Source organism: Pseudoalteromonas aliena SW19, from assembly GCF_014905615.1.
Taxonomy (GTDB): Bacteria; Pseudomonadota; Gammaproteobacteria; order Enterobacterales; family Alteromonadaceae; genus Pseudoalteromonas; species Pseudoalteromonas aliena.
Genome location: NZ_AQGU01000027.1, coordinates 187,632 through 205,911, shown reverse-complemented (window position 1 = coordinate 205,911; position 18,280 = coordinate 187,632). Strand labels below are relative to the sequence as shown.

At 38.7% G+C, this 18,280-nt stretch carries 18 protein-coding genes; 8 read left to right on the top strand and 10 right to left on the bottom strand.

The genetic code is table 11. The features are described from left to right. Positions 1-13 precede the first annotated feature (13 nt). The 5 genes from PALI_RS14220 to PALI_RS14200 form a co-directional block, all read right to left on the bottom strand. The gene (locus PALI_RS14220) at positions 14-433 is read right to left on the bottom strand and encodes a group I truncated hemoglobin (RefSeq protein ID WP_193156253.1); all 420 of its coding nucleotides are present in this window, start codon (positions 431-433) and stop codon (positions 14-16) included. Continuing rightward, entirely contained in the window at positions 433-1,272 is an 840-nt protein-coding gene (locus PALI_RS14215) for a DUF3034 family protein (RefSeq protein ID WP_193156252.1), read from the bottom strand. Before PALI_RS14215 ends, PALI_RS14220 begins: the two co-directional genes overlap by 1 nt. Then, on the bottom strand, positions 1,259-3,574 hold the full coding sequence (locus tag PALI_RS14210; RefSeq protein ID WP_193156251.1) for a bifunctional diguanylate cyclase/phosphodiesterase: 2,316 nt from the start codon (positions 3,572-3,574) through the stop codon (positions 1,259-1,261). The genes PALI_RS14215 and PALI_RS14210 overlap by 14 nt, the downstream gene beginning before the upstream one ends. Then, positions 3,567-4,229: a methylamine utilization protein gene (locus tag PALI_RS14205; RefSeq protein WP_193156250.1), complete on the bottom strand. Its 663-nt coding sequence runs from the start codon at positions 4,227-4,229 to the stop codon at positions 3,567-3,569. The genes PALI_RS14210 and PALI_RS14205 overlap by 8 nt, the downstream gene beginning before the upstream one ends. A 119-nt stretch (positions 4,230-4,348) precedes the next feature. After that, positions 4,349-5,455: a phosphoribosylaminoimidazolesuccinocarboxamide synthase gene (locus tag PALI_RS14200; RefSeq protein ID WP_193156249.1), complete on the bottom strand. Its 1,107-nt coding sequence runs from the start codon at positions 5,453-5,455 to the stop codon at positions 4,349-4,351. A gap of 178 nt (positions 5,456-5,633) precedes the next feature. On the opposite strand from PALI_RS14200, the gene PALI_RS14195 reads away from it, so the two are divergent. Genes PALI_RS14195 through PALI_RS14180 form a run of 4 tightly spaced genes read left to right on the top strand, consistent with a single transcriptional unit; the run spans position 5,634 to position 9,168 of the window. Next, a complete protein-coding gene (locus PALI_RS14195; protein WP_193156248.1) occupies positions 5,634-6,707 on the top strand; it encodes a CDP-glycerol glycerophosphotransferase family protein in 1,074 nt (357 codons plus the stop codon). 9 nt (positions 6,708-6,716) lie between these two features. Continuing rightward, positions 6,717-7,403: an ABC transporter ATP-binding protein gene (locus PALI_RS14190; RefSeq protein WP_193156247.1), complete on the top strand. Its 687-nt coding sequence runs from the start codon at positions 6,717-6,719 to the stop codon at positions 7,401-7,403. Further along, positions 7,400-8,653 carry an ABC transporter permease gene (locus tag PALI_RS14185; protein WP_193156246.1) on the top strand — a complete coding sequence of 418 codons (1,254 nt, stop codon included), beginning with the start codon at positions 7,400-7,402 and terminating at the stop codon, positions 8,651-8,653. The genes PALI_RS14190 and PALI_RS14185 overlap by 4 nt, the downstream gene beginning before the upstream one ends. Before the next feature lie 14 nt (positions 8,654-8,667). Further along, positions 8,668-9,168: a DUF3299 domain-containing protein gene (locus tag PALI_RS14180; RefSeq protein WP_182701518.1), complete on the top strand. Its 501-nt coding sequence runs from the start codon at positions 8,668-8,670 to the stop codon at positions 9,166-9,168. 51 nt (positions 9,169-9,219) lie between these two features. Here PALI_RS14180 and mutM read toward each other — a convergent pair whose 3' ends face one another. Beyond that, entirely contained in the window at positions 9,220-10,029 is an 810-nt protein-coding gene (gene mutM, locus PALI_RS14175; protein WP_193156245.1) for a bifunctional DNA-formamidopyrimidine glycosylase/DNA-(apurinic or apyrimidinic site) lyase, read from the bottom strand. After that, positions 10,029-10,544, bottom strand: coding sequence for a hypothetical protein (locus PALI_RS14170; RefSeq protein ID WP_193156244.1), 516 nt, complete (start codon positions 10,542-10,544; stop codon positions 10,029-10,031). The genes mutM and PALI_RS14170 overlap by 1 nt, the downstream gene beginning before the upstream one ends. A 118-nt stretch (positions 10,545-10,662) precedes the next feature. Here PALI_RS14170 and PALI_RS14165 point away from each other — a divergent pair, with 118 nt between their 5' ends. Beyond that, positions 10,663-11,589 carry a manganese-dependent inorganic pyrophosphatase gene (locus PALI_RS14165; RefSeq protein WP_077536067.1) on the top strand — a complete coding sequence of 309 codons (927 nt, stop codon included), beginning with the start codon at positions 10,663-10,665 and terminating at the stop codon, positions 11,587-11,589. Positions 11,590-11,875: 286 nt separating this feature from the next. Here PALI_RS14165 and rpmG read toward each other — a convergent pair whose 3' ends face one another. The 3 genes from rpmG to radC all read right to left on the bottom strand — a co-directional run bounded on the left by rpmG (position 11,876) and on the right by radC (position 13,228). Continuing rightward, positions 11,876-12,031 (bottom strand): 50S ribosomal protein L33, encoded by a 156-nt coding sequence (gene rpmG / locus PALI_RS14160; RefSeq protein ID WP_004335545.1) that lies wholly within the window; start codon positions 12,029-12,031, stop codon positions 11,876-11,878. 11 nt (positions 12,032-12,042) lie between these two features. After that, positions 12,043-12,279 (bottom strand): 50S ribosomal protein L28, encoded by a 237-nt coding sequence (gene rpmB / locus PALI_RS14155; RefSeq protein WP_004335549.1) that lies wholly within the window; start codon positions 12,277-12,279, stop codon positions 12,043-12,045. 274 nt (positions 12,280-12,553) lie between these two features. Beyond that, complete coding sequence (gene radC / locus PALI_RS14150; RefSeq protein WP_077536068.1) at positions 12,554-13,228, bottom strand: RadC family protein; 675 nt, start codon at positions 13,226-13,228, stop codon at positions 12,554-12,556. A 143-nt stretch (positions 13,229-13,371) separates the two neighbouring features. Here radC and coaBC point away from each other — a divergent pair, with 143 nt between their 5' ends. The 3 genes from coaBC to PALI_RS14135 all read left to right on the top strand — a co-directional run bounded on the left by coaBC (position 13,372) and on the right by PALI_RS14135 (position 18,212). Continuing rightward, positions 13,372-14,565: a bifunctional phosphopantothenoylcysteine decarboxylase/phosphopantothenate--cysteine ligase CoaBC gene (gene coaBC, locus PALI_RS14145; RefSeq protein ID WP_077536069.1), complete on the top strand. Its 1,194-nt coding sequence runs from the start codon at positions 13,372-13,374 to the stop codon at positions 14,563-14,565. Between the two features lie 111 nt (positions 14,566-14,676). Next, positions 14,677-15,264, top strand: a complete 588-nt coding sequence (gene slmA, locus PALI_RS14140) for a nucleoid occlusion factor SlmA (RefSeq protein ID WP_077536070.1) — start codon at positions 14,677-14,679, stop codon at positions 15,262-15,264. A 173-nt stretch (positions 15,265-15,437) separates the two neighbouring features. Further along, positions 15,438-18,212: a S9 family peptidase gene (locus PALI_RS14135; protein WP_193156243.1), complete on the top strand. Its 2,775-nt coding sequence runs from the start codon at positions 15,438-15,440 to the stop codon at positions 18,210-18,212. Positions 18,213-18,280 lie beyond the last annotated feature (68 nt).

Sequence of the window (18,280 nt, the reverse complement as noted above, 5' to 3'; positions counted from 1 at the left end):
TATTTAATTAATACTAAACTTTGATAACTTCGCCACGCAGCGGTGCCATTTTAAAAAGAATTTTATTTTGTATTTTATGATTTATGTTTTGTTTATTCATTGCATTAATAAGTAAATCAACAACGTGGTTAAAGTCTTTTTCTGATATATGCATACCCGTATGAATAGCGACCATTGAATCGCCATTATATTTACAAGGGCCTTCGAGCAACATGCACATGTGGGTTATAAAGCCTTGGCGAAAATGCGTAATATTAGCGTGTTCAAAATAATGAAATACCTGCTCATCATTACCTATTTGATCAATAAAGCTATCAATTAGCTTTGCTATGCCGGCTTTACCACCTACCTGCTCATAGAGCGATAATTTAGGTGTATTAGTACAGCCGGCTAGTAACATTACACATAATAAAAATACAGAAAGGTTTTTCATTACCAATACCCTGTTACCGACACATACCAGCCTGTTTGATCATTTGCACCAGCAATTCGTCCTAAATTTAAATATGCAGCAGTGACACTCACACTTTTATTTGGCATCCACGCAATAAACACATCTTTCCAATCTTGCTCACCTAAGTTGAGATTATCTGATTTTTGCCGATACTCTATACCCACCGCCACTTCACGGCTGAAAAATATAGCGGTACTGCCCTCAAACAGTATTTTTGAAGCATTATTAATACTAGCGCTGCCATAACCTAACAAGCCTAATTCGTTTGCTTTGCTATAACGTGTTGTGACGTTCCAAAACCAGTTGTAACCCGCAACTGCACCTAAATGCAGCTTGCTTGCTGCTAAGTAAACATCTGTTCCGCTAGTCTCTTTTGCGCCGATTAACTTAGCAACGGCTCCATCGTTTAATGACTTGTGTGTAATTCCTACACTTAATTGCGGCAAAGGACTGTAAACAATATCACCATATAAACGAACTTTAACTCCCGTTATTGATTGCTCTATTTTTGTGCTAAGTGCAGGAACATCAAACTGCTGTAATGCATAGCTAAATTCAACGCGGTTAAATACATTAAGCTGCGCACCACATACATCAAGCGTGTAGTCAGTTATATCTGCGCGACTACAAAAACCATTTATCGAAAACTCATCATCACTGGCATACCCAGCAAGTTGCGCCCACGGAACAATACCACCACCTGCACTCCCCTCTATTTGAGAAACGCCTGGGGTGGCTAATAATTTTCCACTACTAGCGATACTAGGTACGCTTGTTAGTAATGAACAAAAGACTATAAAGCATTTAATTTTTTGCATAATACTCATGCAGCCATTCTTCTAATAGCTCTGCTTTTAAAGGTCTGCTTAAGTAATATCCTTGTGCATGGTCGCATTTCATATTTTTTAATAAATTTAACGAGTCCAATGTTTCAACACCTTCAGCAACAACAGAGAAACCTAACTGGTGCCCCAAAGTAATGGAAGACTGCACTATAAATTGATCTTTTTGTGACTCATCTAATTTTAAAATAAAGCACTTATCTAGTTTTAATTCATCGATAGGCAGCATTTTTAAGCGCCCGAGCGATGTTTGTCCTACACCGTAATCATCTAATGATATTTTAACGCCAATCATTTTCAAATCTTCGAGTGCTTTAATGCCTTTTTCTTCATTTTCGATCATATCTCGCTCCGTAAGCTCAATAGTGATCAACCCTGGGGCCACTTTATATTCTTTAAGTGTATCCACCAATGCGCTATGGAACCCCGGAAATGCAATATCTTGCGCTGATACATTAATAGCTGCTTGTAATTCAATGCCCTTTGATTGCCAATTAGCAACCTGTGCAACAACGGTATTCACAACCCATGCAGTTAACTCTACAATGAGGCCTGATTGTTCAGCCAAATCAATAAATAGCTCAGGATTAACCCAGCTACCATCTTTTCGTTGCCAACGAATAAGCGACTCAACTTTATCTATTTTTTGTGTTTTCATGTGTAATTTAGGCTGATAGGTCATAAATAATTGACCATCATTGTCACTAATCGCTTGTTTTAATTCATCAAGCATAATTAAACGATCTAAATGTGCTTCATCCTCGCCTACTTGATAATAATGAATACTTTCATGCTCATTTGCTGCGCTATCAACGGCAATCAATACACGGCGCATCAGATCATCACTCGCAATACCTTGCGTAGGATACTGAACAATACCGGCACTAAAGCGCAGATTAATTTTTAATTTTTGAATTGTGTAACATGCTTGCAGTTGCGCCATTAACCCTTCAATACCACTTTTAAACTCTTTTGCCGCAGCCATTGGAAACACAGTTAAAAATTCATCCCCACCAATACGTGCATGAAAACCGCCAAGTTCGTCCGAAAACTCACCGATACGGCACGCAACCGCTTTTAGGCAGTCATCACCAATACGTGGGCCTAATTTGTCATTGATATGACGCAAACCTTTTATATCGATACCAACTAAGGTGTACTCAGTTGATGGCTCAAGTTGTTCACAAAGTACTTCTAGCATCGCCGAACGATTATAAAACCCAGTAAGTGAGTCATGCTTAGCCTGAAAATTTATTTGCTGTTCACGCTCATGAATATCGTTACCCATGCTGTTGAATGCTTCAACTAAAGTGGTTATTTCTGAACTTTGCTTTTTACCTTTAAATTCAAAGCTATAATTACCTAATGCAAATTGCCTTGCAATGGCTGCTAATTGAGTCAAGGGGGTGGTTAAATTATTAGCCAGTAAACTACTGGTAACTACGCCCACAAATAAGGTCAAAATAGCCAATACCATTAAGGTCAAAAATAGCTTTTCAAAATCGCTATAGCTTTGCGTTAAATCAGCGCTAAGTAATATAATAATCGGATGGCTGTGTAATGAAGGTAGGTTTATATCGCGATTGCGGTACACTAAATATTCACTAAAAAAGCGTGACGTAGTGAGTGTATTAAAATAATTAACAGGATCAAATTGTTCAGGGCGCTTAACTAACGAGCTAATAACCAAATCATCCGCACTTCCTATAAAGCTCACATCCATGCCGGTTAAGTTTTTAAGTTCGCTCGCAACACTATCGTCAATTTTAAAGCCAACCAAACTATAAGCCACTGTACGTGGCGCTTTTACTGGTAGTAGGATAACTTGATAAAGTTCTTTGTTTAATACAACAAAACTAGATTGTTCAGGGGCATTTAATAACTCTTTCATCAATGGTCGTAAATCGTGGGCAAAATGATCTTCACTGGTGTTAGCTGAAATTAGCGTCCCTGACAAATCAATCAACATCATAAGCTCAGCATCTATACGCTGGCTATGATTAAATAGCACACTGCTTATAGTTCCTGCATCACGCGTAGCAACAGCTTGCTTAAAGCCAAAGTCGGAGGTAAGTACCTTAGCTGCTGTTAATAGTAAGCTTTCTTTTGATTTTAAATATTGCTTATAAACGTTTTGCGCTACGCTAATATCTTGATTAACTTTCTCTTCTTGAAATTTACTTGTAGACCACCAAAAACTAAACAAACTGACCATAGTAGTTAATAACACCAAGCCAACACAAAGTATGGTTATACGATTTTTTAAACTATTAGTCATTACCAGCCTTAAATTTACTGCCAAACGTATTACGTGGCGATGGTGATGAAGTATTTATTGTTACTACTAAACCACTTTTATCATTAATTGTTATGATTTTTTTACTCTCCAACGACTCAGTTTGCAAAGGGTGCCATACACTAATTTGCAGAGGAAAATCATTTAAAGGTAACTCAATGCGGCCTTGTTCATCTGTTTTATAAACACGTTCACTGCTTGCTATGTAAATATAGCCAACCATAGAATCATGAATGTTACACCCCAACACAACAACGCCTTGTTGCTCAAAAGTAATTGGATCTTTTGGTTGCCCTGAATATAACTTTAGTTGAAATGGCTTAGCTTGTGAAAAAGAATACACATGATGACGAATGTTATCACTATTAGGAAAATTCACTCGCTGCCCTTTTTGTACAATTAATAGCTCAGGTAAAAACTGTTTGTGAACCTGATCCATAATAGCAACGCTACGAGGAGCTGGCGAATACGGCTTATTTATTTGTTCTAATTCAATTACCGCATCTGCTAATTGTTGACCATATTGATCTTTAACGACTAACTCAATATTTTCAGCCAGAGCTGAGTGACTAAAAAGAAAACAGGTAATTAAAAAACAGTAATTTTTCACACAACGCTGTAATACCCGTTTAAACATAACAACACCCAACGATTAATATTAGGTTAAGTTAATTTGAGACAGGGACTAATTGCAAGAACTATAGCCCAGTAACTAAAAATAAAGACTTAGCCACTGGTCTACTTAATTCTTTAGGATTACTTTTTAACAATTAGTCCGTAATCGTTATCTAAAATAGCAATCACTTCTTTACGAGGATCTTCAGGGATGACAATCTCTTTGCCAACAATCTTACTAGCAATACCTACGTAGGTGTTTGACACCTCAAGCATTACTGATTCCGGTAAAATGTAATCTTTAGCCAGTTGTTCACGCTCGCCCATGCGATCTTTATTTAATAATACGTCGCTTTCAGGCACATTATTAATAAGCAACTGACGAAAGCCCTCTTTAGAATTTTCGACAATTTTACCTTCACGATAAGAAGCTTCATCCCAAATACGTGATGAATCGGGAGTACCTACTTCATCAATATAAATAAGTTGCTGCGTGCCGTTTAAATCCTCTACATAACCAAACTCAAATTTTGTATCAACAAAAATTTGCGCAAGCTTTGCAAGTTCATCGCTAATTAATTTAAAACCTTCAACTAATAACCTTTCGTATTTGGTTACATCATCTGCCGATTTAAAATTAAATACGTCTAAGTTATTAGTGATATTAGCCCGGGTAATATTTACATCATCAACAGCTGGAATGTCGGCAACACTTTCAATAATACCTTTAGTTGATGGTGTAATGAGTACATTATCGAGCTTTTGATTTGCTTTTAAGCCCTCAGGTAAATCAATACCGCAAAAGTTACGAACGCCTTTTGCGTAATCGCGCCACATGCTACCGGTAATATATTGACGTGCAATAGCTTCAACTTTAACAGTACTCGCTTTACGCACAATCCATACATAAGGATGCGGAATATCAACAATATGGTTACCCGCAAGGCCTGCTTTATCAAATAACTTAAACCAATGCGATGCCACCGTATTTAATGCAATACCTTTGCCTGGCACACCGTTTAAGCCATTTTCGCCCTGCCAAATACAATCAAATGCAGAAATTCTATCGGAAATAACCATAATAGCTAATTCAGTCCCCGCAGGTACTTTATAGCTTTTTTCTTTAATTAATCGCGCGCTATCGTCATCAGTTAACCAATAAACTGAACGAACCTTACCGCTGTGTACTTCACCTTTGGTACGAATGGGTAAATCATCGTTTACGTCTAAAACTTTATAGCTAGTCATGCTATCTCCGGGGTTAGGGATGCTCAAAGAGCAAAGTATGGTTTGGGGTTATATGGGCGGTATAATAATCCACCCCATGAAAAAGCTCAATCTTGCACTGAAAACAAAAAACGGTGAATATTTATATAGCTGTAATAATAGGGTAAACTTAGTATGCTAACTAGCCTAAGGAGATACCTTGAACTACCTAACCGCCACAAAAAATAAAAAATACCTAATGTATATTTCTCAAAATTATTCATACGCTATTTTGAGGCCATTGCAGCAGCAAATATTAGCGCATGGTGGTCAGGTAAGTTGGTTTTTAGAAGGCAAAGATGTCAATCCAGATTTTTTGACCGATAGTGAAAAGCAGCTTTATTCTATTGAAGACATTCATAAGTGGTCGCCCGATGCTATTTTTGCTCCAGCCAATTTAATACCAACCTTTTTACCAGGCAAAAAGGTTGCAGTGTTTCATGGCTTTGATGCTGGTAAATTAAATCGAAAAGGTGAAAACGATCATCTTAAAGCCAGAGGATGTTTTGATCTTTATTGTACTCAAGGCCCTAATACCACAACCCCTTTCAGTGCTTTACAAAAAAAGCTGGGCTACTTTAAAGTAACACAAACAGGCTGGCCTGCTTTAGATCGTCTATTTAAAAATGAACCTACTCGCTCTTACGTAGACGAATTAGATTCAAGGCCAACCCTATTAATATGCTCTACTTTTTCTAAACGACTTTCACTTGCGCCTAAACTTTATAAACAAATAAAACAATTTAGTGAAACAGGAAAATGGCGCATTTTGATGCAGTTCCATCCAAAAATGCCGCTTGAGTGGGTAAATAAATATAAAGCATTGAGCAATAATAATTTAACCTTTATAGAAACAGATGATGTCATTCCTTTATTAAAATCTGCCGACGTTATGTTATGCGACACCTCGTCTATATTATTAATGTTTTTGTTACAGCGAAAACCTGTCGTCACATTTTGCAATCAAGACCCTAAAAAACATTTACTCAATGTAACTGATGCGAACAAAGTTGAAGGTGCTATAGATAATGCGTTAACTTACCCGCCAGAGTTAATGGAAAATATTGAAAGCTATTGCCAAGAATTACATCCATACTCTGATGGGCAATCAAGTGAACGAGTACTTGTCGCAACCAATGAATTTTTACTAAGTAATGAAAAGTTAAAATCTAAACCGCTCAATTTTATTCGACAATTTAAAATGCGTAAAAAACTTAATTATTGGAAATGGTAAAGCCAAACAATGATCAACCTAACAAACGTCACTTTTAAATGGCATAAAAACGATAAAGCCCCCACGCTTAGCATCAGCGAATTAATTATAAAAAAAGGCCAACATGTTTTTTTACATGGTCCTAGTGGCTCTGGTAAATCAACACTGCTTGCACTACTTGGGGGAATAAATACCGCCACCAGCGGCGATGTTGTAATATTAAGTCAAAATTTAAATACGCAAAGTAACACCAAGCGAGATGCATTTAGAGCGGATCATATTGGCACTATTTTTCAAAACTTTAATTTACTGCCTTATTTAACACCCCTCGAAAACGTGGTTTTAGGGTGTCAATTTTCTAAAATACGTCAGCGCCAAGCATTAAAACACTCCACTACTTTAACCAAAGAAGCCAAGCGCTTACTAAACGCACTTGGCTTAAGCGAGCAACAATATAATAAAAATGTTGCAGAGCTAAGCACAGGTCAACAGCAGCGTGTTGCCGCTGCCCGCGCTTTTATTGGCAGCCCAGAACTAATAATAGCGGACGAGCCTACATCTGCACTCGATACCCAAAACCGTGAAAGCTTTATTAAATTACTGTTTGAACAAGCCAAATACTCAAACAGTACTTTGATGTTTGTAAGCCATGATGAAAGTTTAAAACCGTTATTCGACCGCTCAGTTGATCTTATCAGCTTGCAGGAGCAGCTATGATCCTTGCTAAACTTGCTTACAAAAGCCTATTAAATCGTCGTACCAGTGTGCTTTTAACGCTCTTTACAATCGCCATTAGTGTTATGTTACTGCTTAGCGTTGAGCGTATACGCATTGATGCCAAAAGTAGCTTTAGTAATACAATTTCGGGCACTGATTTAATTGTCGGCGCACGCACTGGCGATATACAATTACTGCTTTCCTCTGTCTTTAGAATTGGCCACACCAACAATAACGTAAGTTGGCAAAGCTATGAATATATAACAAGCCAGCGTGGTGTAAAATGGAGCATACCTATAAGCCTAGGCGACAGTCACAAAGGCCAAGCTGTACTGGGTACAACACTTGATTACTTTAGCCATTATCGCTTTGCAAAAAAGCAAAGCTTAAGCTTTAACAAGGGTCACGCTTTTAGTGCTATTAACGAGGTGGTGCTCGGCAGTGATGTCGCAACTGCATTAGGGTATAAACTTAACGACTCTATTGTTATATCTCACGGCATGGGCAACACAAGCTTTCATCACCACGACGATAATCCGTTTAAAGTAGTAGGAATTTTAAATCCCACAGGAACACCCGTTGATAAAACGCTACATATACCGCTTGCAGCTATCGATTTAATCCACGGCAACAATTCTGGCGATAACCATGACCATGACCATGACCATGACGAACATAACAGCCTAATTGGCCATCCAAAGCAAATTACTGCATTTTTAATGGGATTTAAATCGCCTTTATACACATTGCAAATTAGGCGTAATATAAATCAATATAAAAAAGAAGCACTGCTTGGCATTATGCCAACGGTCACACTTAAAGAATTATGGCAAATGCTCGCCATTGTAGAAAAAGTACTGATGTTGTTTTCAGCCGTAATTGTGTTGGTAAGCTTACTTGGTATGCTAACCTCGCTGCTTGCCAACTTAAGTCAGCGTCGGCGTGAGCTTGCCATATTACGCTCAGTAGGTGCTCGCCCATGGCAGTTATTTACGCTCATTAGTATCGAATCATTATTTACAACATTACTTGGTTGCATAGTGGGCTGTGCATTATATTACTTAGCACTATTTACAGGTGGCTCTTATTTGCAAAGCCACGCTGGCATTAGCGTTAACATAGCTATGCTTTCTAGCTATGAACTCACACTTATCGGCGTTATTATGATTGCTGGCTTTATTATTGGCTTAATACCCGCTACACGCGCTTACTTTTATTCGCTCAGCGATGGCATGAGTATAAAAACATAATTATTAGGTAGTTTATGACTTTTTTTAAAACAACATTTTATTACAGCGCGCTAGTGTGCTTACTAATAAGCAGCTTTATAAGTAACGCGAACCCACCAAAAGAAATTTTTTGGGAGGACTTAATCCCTAAAAATCACGTACAAATAGACACACAAACTCAAGCTAATCACGACGGTAGTGAGCAAAACTGGGTGCAGCCCGACTTAGATGCCCCCATTGTAAAAGAGCTAAATGGACAATCGGTTAGCTTACCTGGCTTTGTTGTGCCGCTTGAGGGTGACAGTGAAGTCATTACCGAGTTTTTACTGGTGCCGTACTTTGGCGCTTGCATACACGTTCCGCCGCCACCACCTAATCAAATAGTGCATGTAACAATTAAAGGCGGTGTGCCTATTGAAAGCCTATACGACGCAATTGTGGTCACAGGAATAATAAGCACTGAATCATGGTCAGGAGAGATAGCCCAAACAGGCTATAAAATCAAAGCTGTAGGTGTTGCACCATTCGAGCTTTAAAATATACAGTCAATCGAATTAAATTGACCGTATATTTTAAATTCAAGTAATCTACTTTTGGCAGTTTGAGCAAAAAATAGTACTGCGCTGCCCCAATCTAATTTCTTCTAATTCGTTTTCACACGTCATGCACGGTTTTCCTTTGCGTCCATAAACTAATAACTCTTGAGCAAAGTAACCTGGCTTTCCATCGCTTTGTGCAAAATCTTTAAGCGTTGTTCCACCTTGTTTTATGGCCGCAGCAAGCGTGTCTTTTATAATAGGGATAAGTGCCTGATAACGCTTTAGTGATACTTTACCAGCCTCTCGTTTGGGATGAATACCGGCTTTAAAGAGTGATTCATTCGCGTAAATATTACCGACTCCAACAACCACAGCGTTATCCATAATAAACTGCTTTACGGGCACTTTTTTATTGCGCGATTGTTCGTACACGCGTTTAGCAAAAAAATCATCGGTAAGCGGCTCAGGACCAAGCTTAGAGAGCAGCTTGTGTACCTCTCCTGGCTCTTGCCATAAGCAGCAACCAAAACGACGAGGATCGTTTAAACGCAGCGCCTTACCATTACCAAAAATAAACTCAACATGGTCGTGCTTTTTTAATGGCTCAGCTTTATCTACTACACGTAAATTACCCGACATTCCCAAATGCAAAATAGTACTACCAAGTTGGCAATGTAACAGTAAGTATTTAGCTCGTCGTTCAATGCTTGTTACCGTTAACCCTTCTAGTTGATAAACATCATCAGGCACTGGCCAACGCATACTGGCATTGTAAATGTTTACCTTGGTAACAACTTGGTTCTGTACATGGGGAGTGATCCCCATTCGGCTCACTTCTACCTCTGGTAACTCAGGCATTAATTAGACTCACTTTGTGAAAAATCAAAACTAGGAAATAACTGCTTCGCAGTCGCTAAATCAAGCTTAAGTACTCGTTGGCTACTTTTTTCAAGTAAGTAATAATGCGCATTATCTTTATACAACAAATAAATCCATGGCAAACTCTCCCCTGCTAACTCAAATGTAGCGACATATAAAGGCGCTCGAGGATTAAACACAACCGACTCATTAATATTTATAAGCTCAATACTTTGCCAACGGTTGATAAGCTCACCAAGCTGCGGTTCAGACGGCAACCAACGAAGAGATACGTCATTTTGTAACGCAGTTGTACGCCAACTAGTGCCAATTCGTTCAATTTTTTGATCGACAAACTCAAGGGTCAAAACAAAACTCTGCACTGGCAATACCGGCTGCATTGAAGGCGCATCGATATTGCTAAAAAGTTGTTTATGCCAGCCATTTAAAAAGAAGATCATAATCAACATCGAAAATATAATAACGTTGTTCCAACCTTTGCGGCCCAGTCGCATATTTACACACCCAATTAATTCAAGAATTTAAAGTGTAACTAAAACTTAATTGCACTGTCTATATGTTAAACCCTACATACTTTGTTAGAATATCGGCAAATTTATAGGAGTTCCGTCAATGTCTATGTATGTAGTGGGCCATAAAATCCCAGATTCAGATTCTATTTGTGGTGCAATTGCACTCGCGTATTTAAAAAACCAAATCGATGAGCCAGCGATTCCAACACGTCTTGGTGAAATTTCACCAGAAACGCAGTTTATCCTTGATAAATTTGGTTTCGAAGCACCAGAGCTAAAATTAAGCTACGCTGGTGAAGATGTTTACATTGTGGATCACACAGAAAAAACACAAGCACCCGATGATATCGACCAAGCTCGTGTTGTTGGCGTGGTAGATCACCATAAGCTAGGTGACTTAACATCATCGACTCCGCTTGAATGTTGGATCCGCCCTGTTGGTTGTTCAAACACCATTATTAAAATGATGTACGACTTTTACAGTGTAGAAATCCCAAAAGACATCGCAGGCATTATGCTATGCGCTATTTTAAGCGACACCGTAATATTTAAATCGCCAACATGTACCACTGCCGACATTAAATGCGTTGAAGCCCTAGCAGAAATTGCAGGCATTGAGGATTTTAAAGAGCTTGGCATGGATATGTTCCGCGTTAAGTCTGCTGTAGAAAACACACCAGCGCGTGACTTAGTAATGCGTGACTTTAAAGATTTCAACATGAACGGTAATTTAGTCGGCATTGGCCAGCTAGAAGTAATCGACCTTGCTGTTTTTGATGATATTAAAGCAGATCTTGCTGCTGATATTGCTAAGCTAAAGCAAGAGGGCAACCGCCATTCTGTATTTTTACTGCTTACCGATATCATGAAAGAAGGCTCAGAAATGCTAATTGTATCTGACGATGCAAACTTAGTTGAGCAAGCTTATGGTGTAAAACCAGAAAATGATAAAGTATGGTTAGATGGTGTACTGAGTCGTAAAAAGCAAGTTGTGCCACCATTACAAGATGCGTTCACAAAAATCTAATAATGTTTTCATTAATTGATTTAAAAGCCTTGTTGGTTATACCAACGAGGTTTTTTATATTATATCGATCTGCTTATATATGGGGTCTATTTAGCGTTAAGAAAATCACGCTAGAACTAGGCAAAATTTTTGTATCTAGTTGTTCTAAATGAAAGTTTTTAAGGACCTTATAGTGCAATTTAATTCGTTAAATTGTTCAAAGATTTATGCAGTTTGGTATTAACCATATTTTAAATAATAAAAAACCCAGCCTAGGCTGGGTTTTTAAATTCTAAAAGAACTAAAATTACTTAATTTTAGCTTCTTTAAAAAGAACATGTTTACGAATCTTTGGATCAAACTTTTTGATTTCCATCTTCTCAGGCATGTTACGTTTGTTTTTGTCAGTAGTGTAGAAAAAACCAGTACCGGCAGTTGAAACTAAACGGATTTTATCGCGCATGATTCAGATCCTTAAACTTTAACGCCGCGAGCACGGATTTCTGTAAGAACCGTGTCGATGCCTTTTTTATCGATAATACGCATACCTTTAGTAGTAGTGCGTAATGTTACAAAACGTTTTTCACTTTCAACCCAAAAACGGTGTGTTTGTAGGTTAGGTAGGAAACGACGTCTAGTCGCGTTTCTCGCGTGTGAACGGTGATTACCAACCGCTGGACGCTTACCTGTAACTTGACATACTTTAGACATGTCTATATATCTCCAATAACTTCGCTCGAGCTTAATTTAATCTAAGGCCGTGTATTTTCGCCCTAGAGATAAATCGAAGGGCGCTCTTTATACAGCTTTTACAGGCAAAGATCAAACACTGATCTATCCAATCAGCTCATATATGTAAATTTGATAGCGGCTAATTATAAAGATCGAATGCCCTTAGGGAAAGTAAAAACTGCATTTAAATTAAACTAATTTGCTAAAACGCGTTAAACAGCTCATTTTTAACACACTTCTGTGCCTAACAAAGCTAAATAAGGCCTCGCTCAGCAAAAGAAACACAGGTTTCCCCACCCACAATGATGTGATCAAGTACACTTATGTCTACCAATTGCAGTGCTTGTTGTAATTTATTGGTTATAAGTTTGTCAGCTTGGCTAGGTTCTGCAATACCGCTTGGATGATTATGTGCAAAAATAACTGCCGCAGCATTATTTTTAAGCGCCGCTTTTACCACCTCGCGCGGATAAACACTGGCTGAATTAATCGTACCGTAAAAAAGAATTTCATCTTTCACTAATCTATTTTGGCTGTCGAGGTATAACACCATAAACACTTCTTGTTGCAAACCACGCATTTGAAGAGTGAGATAGTCGTAAACCGAGTTTGGCGAATTAAACACAGCGTCTCGCTGGCAACGTTCCTGCATATATCGCTGGCTTAATTCAAGAACCGCTTGTAGCTGCACATACTTTGCGGTTCCTAACCCCTTTTGAGAACAAAACTCCTCAATACTGGCATTAAACAAGTTATGCAGTGTTTTATTTTCGTTAAGTAAATGCTGGGCAAGCTCTATTACGTTCATACCAGGTAAGCCAGTGCGTAAAAAAATAGCCAGCAACTCAGCATCCGTTAATGCTTTGGCTCCTTTGGCAATGAGCTTTTCACGTGGGCGAAGTGAATTTGGTAGCGATGTTAATTGCATTATTCATCCTTGCTGAGCAAAAGTGTCTTTTAACTGTAATGCAAATTTTTAAATTAGCCTGATAATTTCAAATTAAAAACTTAGCTGTACAGGTAAAGATTTGTTATTTTAGCCACAATATTAAATAAGGCTTATAGACAACCATGATTGATTTAACCAATAAAAAAATTGTACTGGGTATTACCGGCGGTATTGCAGCTTATAAATGCGCCGAATTAGTTAGACGATTAAAAGACCATGGTTGTGAAGTTAAAGTGGTAATGACCGAATCGGCCAAGCACTTTATAACCCCCTTAACAATGCAAGCGGTAAGTGGCGAAATGGTATCAGACTCATTACTTGATCCCTCTGCTGAAGCGGCAATGGGCCATATAGAGTTTGCAAAATGGGCTGATTTAATTTTAGTCGCACCCGCAACCTGTAACATTATTGCTAAAATGGCGACCGGTATTGCCGATGACTTATTAACAACGTTACTGCTAGCTACACCAGCTAAAGTAGCCGTTGCGCCAGCTATGAACCAACAAATGTATGCACACCCTGCAACGCAAGCTAATTTAGCAACATTAAAAGCACGTAACATACTTATTTGGGGCCCAGGTAAAGGAGAACAAGCCTGTGGTGATGTAGGCGCTGGTCGAATGCTAGAACCTCATGAACTTGTTGAGTTATGCATTGCGAAAGAGCAACCACAGTTACTTTTAGGTAAAACAATTACCATAACAGCAGGGCCAACACGTGAGCCACTTGATCCGGTTCGTTTTATATCAAATCACAGCTCAGGAAAAATGGGCTATGCACTCGCACAAGCCGCTTTATTGCTTGGCGCAAAAGTGAATTTAATTTCAGGCCCTGTTAATATTAAGCCGCCAACTGGTGTAAACTTAATTAATATACAAAGCGCTGAGCAACTACTCGCTGAGTCACTTACTTACGCTCCACAATCAGATGCATTTATTGGCTGCGCTGCCGTTGCCGATTACCGGGCTGCGAATGTTGCGACTCAAAAAATGAAAAAACAAGGTGACGAACTTACCCTCACCTTAGTAAAAAACCCTGATGTGATTGCAGCAGTTGCAGGCCTTACTCAAAATCGCCCTTACACGGTCGGCTTTGCCGCTGAAACACAAAATGTAGAAAACTACGCTAAAGGCAAACTCAAAAACAAAAATCTCGACATGATTTGTGCTAACGATGTATCGCAAAGTGGCTTGGGGTTTAATTCTGATCAAAATGCGCTAACGCTTTATTGGCATAATGAGCAGTTAGAATTAGCGCAAAGCAGTAAAGTAGAAATTGCCCGCAAAGTGATCGAGCAACTCGCTAAACACCTATAAAAAGGCTGGAAACAAACTGAATAAAACATTAACATAAGCCATTCATTTGAACAAAAAATGACTAGGGTCCTTAACTGTGCCACTAAGAAATAACTAAAAAAAGGAATGTTCATGCCTGCGACAAAAAAAAGCAATCGCAAAGAGCAAATACTGCAAGCACTCGCACAAATGTTAGAAACCAGCCTAGGACAACGTATCACCACAGCTAAGTTAGCCGCTGAAGTGGGCGTATCGGAAGCCGCGCTGTACCGTCACTTTCCTAGCAAAGCACGTATGTTTGAAGGCCTAATAGAGTTTATTGAAGACACTCTTTTATCGCGCATAAACCTTATTTTAGAAAATGAAAAAGAAAGCCAAACTCGCATTTATAATATTTTGTTATTACTTTTAACATTCGCTGAAAAAAACCCAGGCATAACCCGTATTTTAACGGGCGATGCTTTGCAAGGTGAGCAAGAGCGTTTACGCGAACGTGTGCAGAGCTTTTTTGAAAAACTCGAAACCCAGTTTAAGCAAGTATTGCGTGAGCGAAAACTACGCGAAGGTAGAAATTTTCAAAGCGATGAACTGACGCTTGCAAATTTTTTACTTGCTTATGTTGAAGGTAAAATGAACCAATTTGTACGCAGCGATTTTAAAGCAAAACCAAGCACTCAATTTGAAAAGCAATGGCCTGAGTTACAAAAAATCTGGCTTTAACTGCGACTCTCTGCCAAATTGAATTTATAATTAGCAGATACAAAAAGCGACCTTTTGGTCGTTTTTTTGTATCTGCATGTTACTCATCGCCCTTGCTTGCTATTTATCTGATCTACTCGAAATATTAATCAAACTCGTTACACTAAATAAATGTTAAAAAATGAGAACCTATAATGAAAACAAAGCTCACCTTATTAAGTTCTGCGCTTATTATTAGCTTAACGAGCACAGCTATAAACGCCAAAGACGCATTGCAATTTAAAGATATATTTAATTTTAAATCAGCTAAAAGTACTCAGTTATCTGAAGATGGGAGTATTTTGTCACTCAGTGCAACGCCTTATCGTGGTAATGCCACTGGCCAAGTTTACTCACTGAGCAGTAATAGTTTAATTAGCGAAGTTGAGGGAGGTACTAAACCCGTTATAAATAAAGCTGCAAATTGGGTCGCATTTACGCAAGTACCTACTTTGCTTGAAAAAGAAAACAGCAAGAAAAAAGACACACTAAAAAATAATGTCGTACTCGTAAACACGCTATCAGGCGAACAACAAAGCTTTGCTGACGTTAAAGATTATAAACTGTCAGATGACGGTGCTTGGCTTGCTTATCGTTTAAATAAAGCCGCTGATAAAGAAGATGACGAAAAAGAAAAAAGTGAAAGCACTGGCGACATTAAAGACGAGAGCGCAATTTCACCAGATAAAAAAGATAAAACTTACTCACTCGTTATTATAAATTTAGCCGATAAACGCAGCCACACAATAGAAAACGTATTTAGCTATGATATTAGCGCGACTAACGATCAATTACTGGTTAGCCAAAGTTACAGTGATGGCAATAATAATCAAATAGCGCTTATAAACTTAAATAACTTTCAAAGCACAACCTTAATAGATGAGCCTGGCGTAGTAGCCAGTAAAATAGCTTGGCATCCAACAAATACGAGTGTTGCGTTTACTGTAGGAAATTACGTCAATGACGATACACGCCGCCGCAACTACAGTTTACAGCTATGGAAAAACGAACTTCTTTCAACAATAAGCTCGCCAAATAAAGATTGGACAATAGGTAAAACAGCCACGTTAACATGGTCTGAAAACGGCGAGCGCTTATACTTTGAGAACCACCCAAAACTCGCAGCGAAAGTAAAAGCAAAAGAATACACTGACGAAGCATCACTTTACGATTTTGATACCATACGTGAACACAAAGGTTTAAATGTATGGCATAACAACGATGTACAAATAAAGCCGCGTGAAGAGCAACAATGGGACGAAGTTAATAAAACTCGTCATTACAGCGCGGTATACCACGTTAATTCACAAAAAGCGGTACAGCTAAGCACCACTAATATGCCTGAGGTTGCACTAAACTCTGAGCGAGATGTGTCTTTACTTGGCTCATCTAACATCCCCTACCTAGAAAAAATAATGTACGGCGGTTTTTTTGCAGACTACTTTGCTGTAAATATAAATACAGGCAAGCAAACAGCTATTATTAATGACTACCCATTTAGGCCAAGCCTTGCACCTAATGGTGAGTTTGCCGCTTACTTTAGCAATAGCCAAATACAGCTTAAAGATTTAAAAAACAATCAAGTAACCCCACTGACTAAAGCAATTCAGGCCACCTTTGCTGACGATAAACATGACTACCCTTCAACTCAGCCAGGCTATGGCTTTGCCGGCTGGATGCAAGACAGCAGCCAAGTACTTGCTTACAGCAAATACGATATCTGGGCATTTGACGTACAAACTAAGCAAGCAACCCGTTTAACCGATGGAAAACAAAGTAATACGCAATATCGCGTTGTTAAGCTTGATAAAGACCAAATTGGCTTTAAAAAAGCAGACACCCTGCTTTTATCTGCTATAAACCTACAGACTAAGCAAAGCGAAGTTGCAAAACTCGATTTAACTACAAATACGATCACCAAAGTACTGAGTGGACAAAAACGCTTTGAGCTGGTCAAAAAAGCTAAAAATGCCGACAAGTACGTGTTTACCTCGCAAACTTACAGTCAATTTCCGGATTTCTATCACACTGACTTTAGTTTTAGTGCACCAAAAAAAGTAACGACATTAAACCCACAAATCAATGATTTTGCTTGGGGTGAAAAGCCAGAACTAATAAGCTACAAAGGCTTTGATGGCGAAGACTTGCAAGGCGTGCTTATAAAACCAGCAGGCTATAAAAAAGGTGATAAAGTCCCTGTTGTTGTGTACTTTTACCGTTATATGAGCCAGCGCATGTTTGAGTTTCCAAAAATGGAATTAAACCATCGCCCTAACTTCCCTATGTTCACATCAAACGGTTATGCAATATTTTTACCTGATATTCGTTTTGAAATAGGCCACCCAGGCAAATCATCAACACAAACCATGATTAATGCCACCCAAAAGCTAATCGACTTAGGGATTGCTGATCCAAATAAAATAGGTTTACAAGGCCACTCATGGGCGGGTTATCAAAGCGCCTTTATGATCACCCAAACTGATATGTTTAAAGCCGTTGTGTCAGGGGCTCCTGTATCTAACATGACCAGTGCTTACAGTGGTATTCGCCTTAAATCGGGCCTTGCACGTCAATTTCAATACGAAACAGGGCAAAGCCGTATTGGCAAAAACTTATTTGAAGCACCAGAGCTTTACATTGAAAACTCACCGGTGTTTTTTGCAGATAAGGTAAACACTCCCATCTTAATTATGTTTGGTGATAAAGATGATGCTGTTCCATGGCACGAAGGCGTACAGTATTATTTAGCACTACGCCGCGCAGGCAAAGACGCCACCTTTTTACAATATGAAGGTGAACCGCACCACTTGAAAAAATTCCCTAATCAGGTCGACTTTTCAGTGCGTATGATGCAGTACTTTGATCATCATTTAAAAGGCAAGCCTGCCGCCAAATGGATAACTGAAGGAGAAGCATTTATTGAAGAATAAATGCTGTTACTTATTGTTAGCAATCGTGTGTTTGGTTTTAAAGTAATCTTGTATTGTTATTAACAATC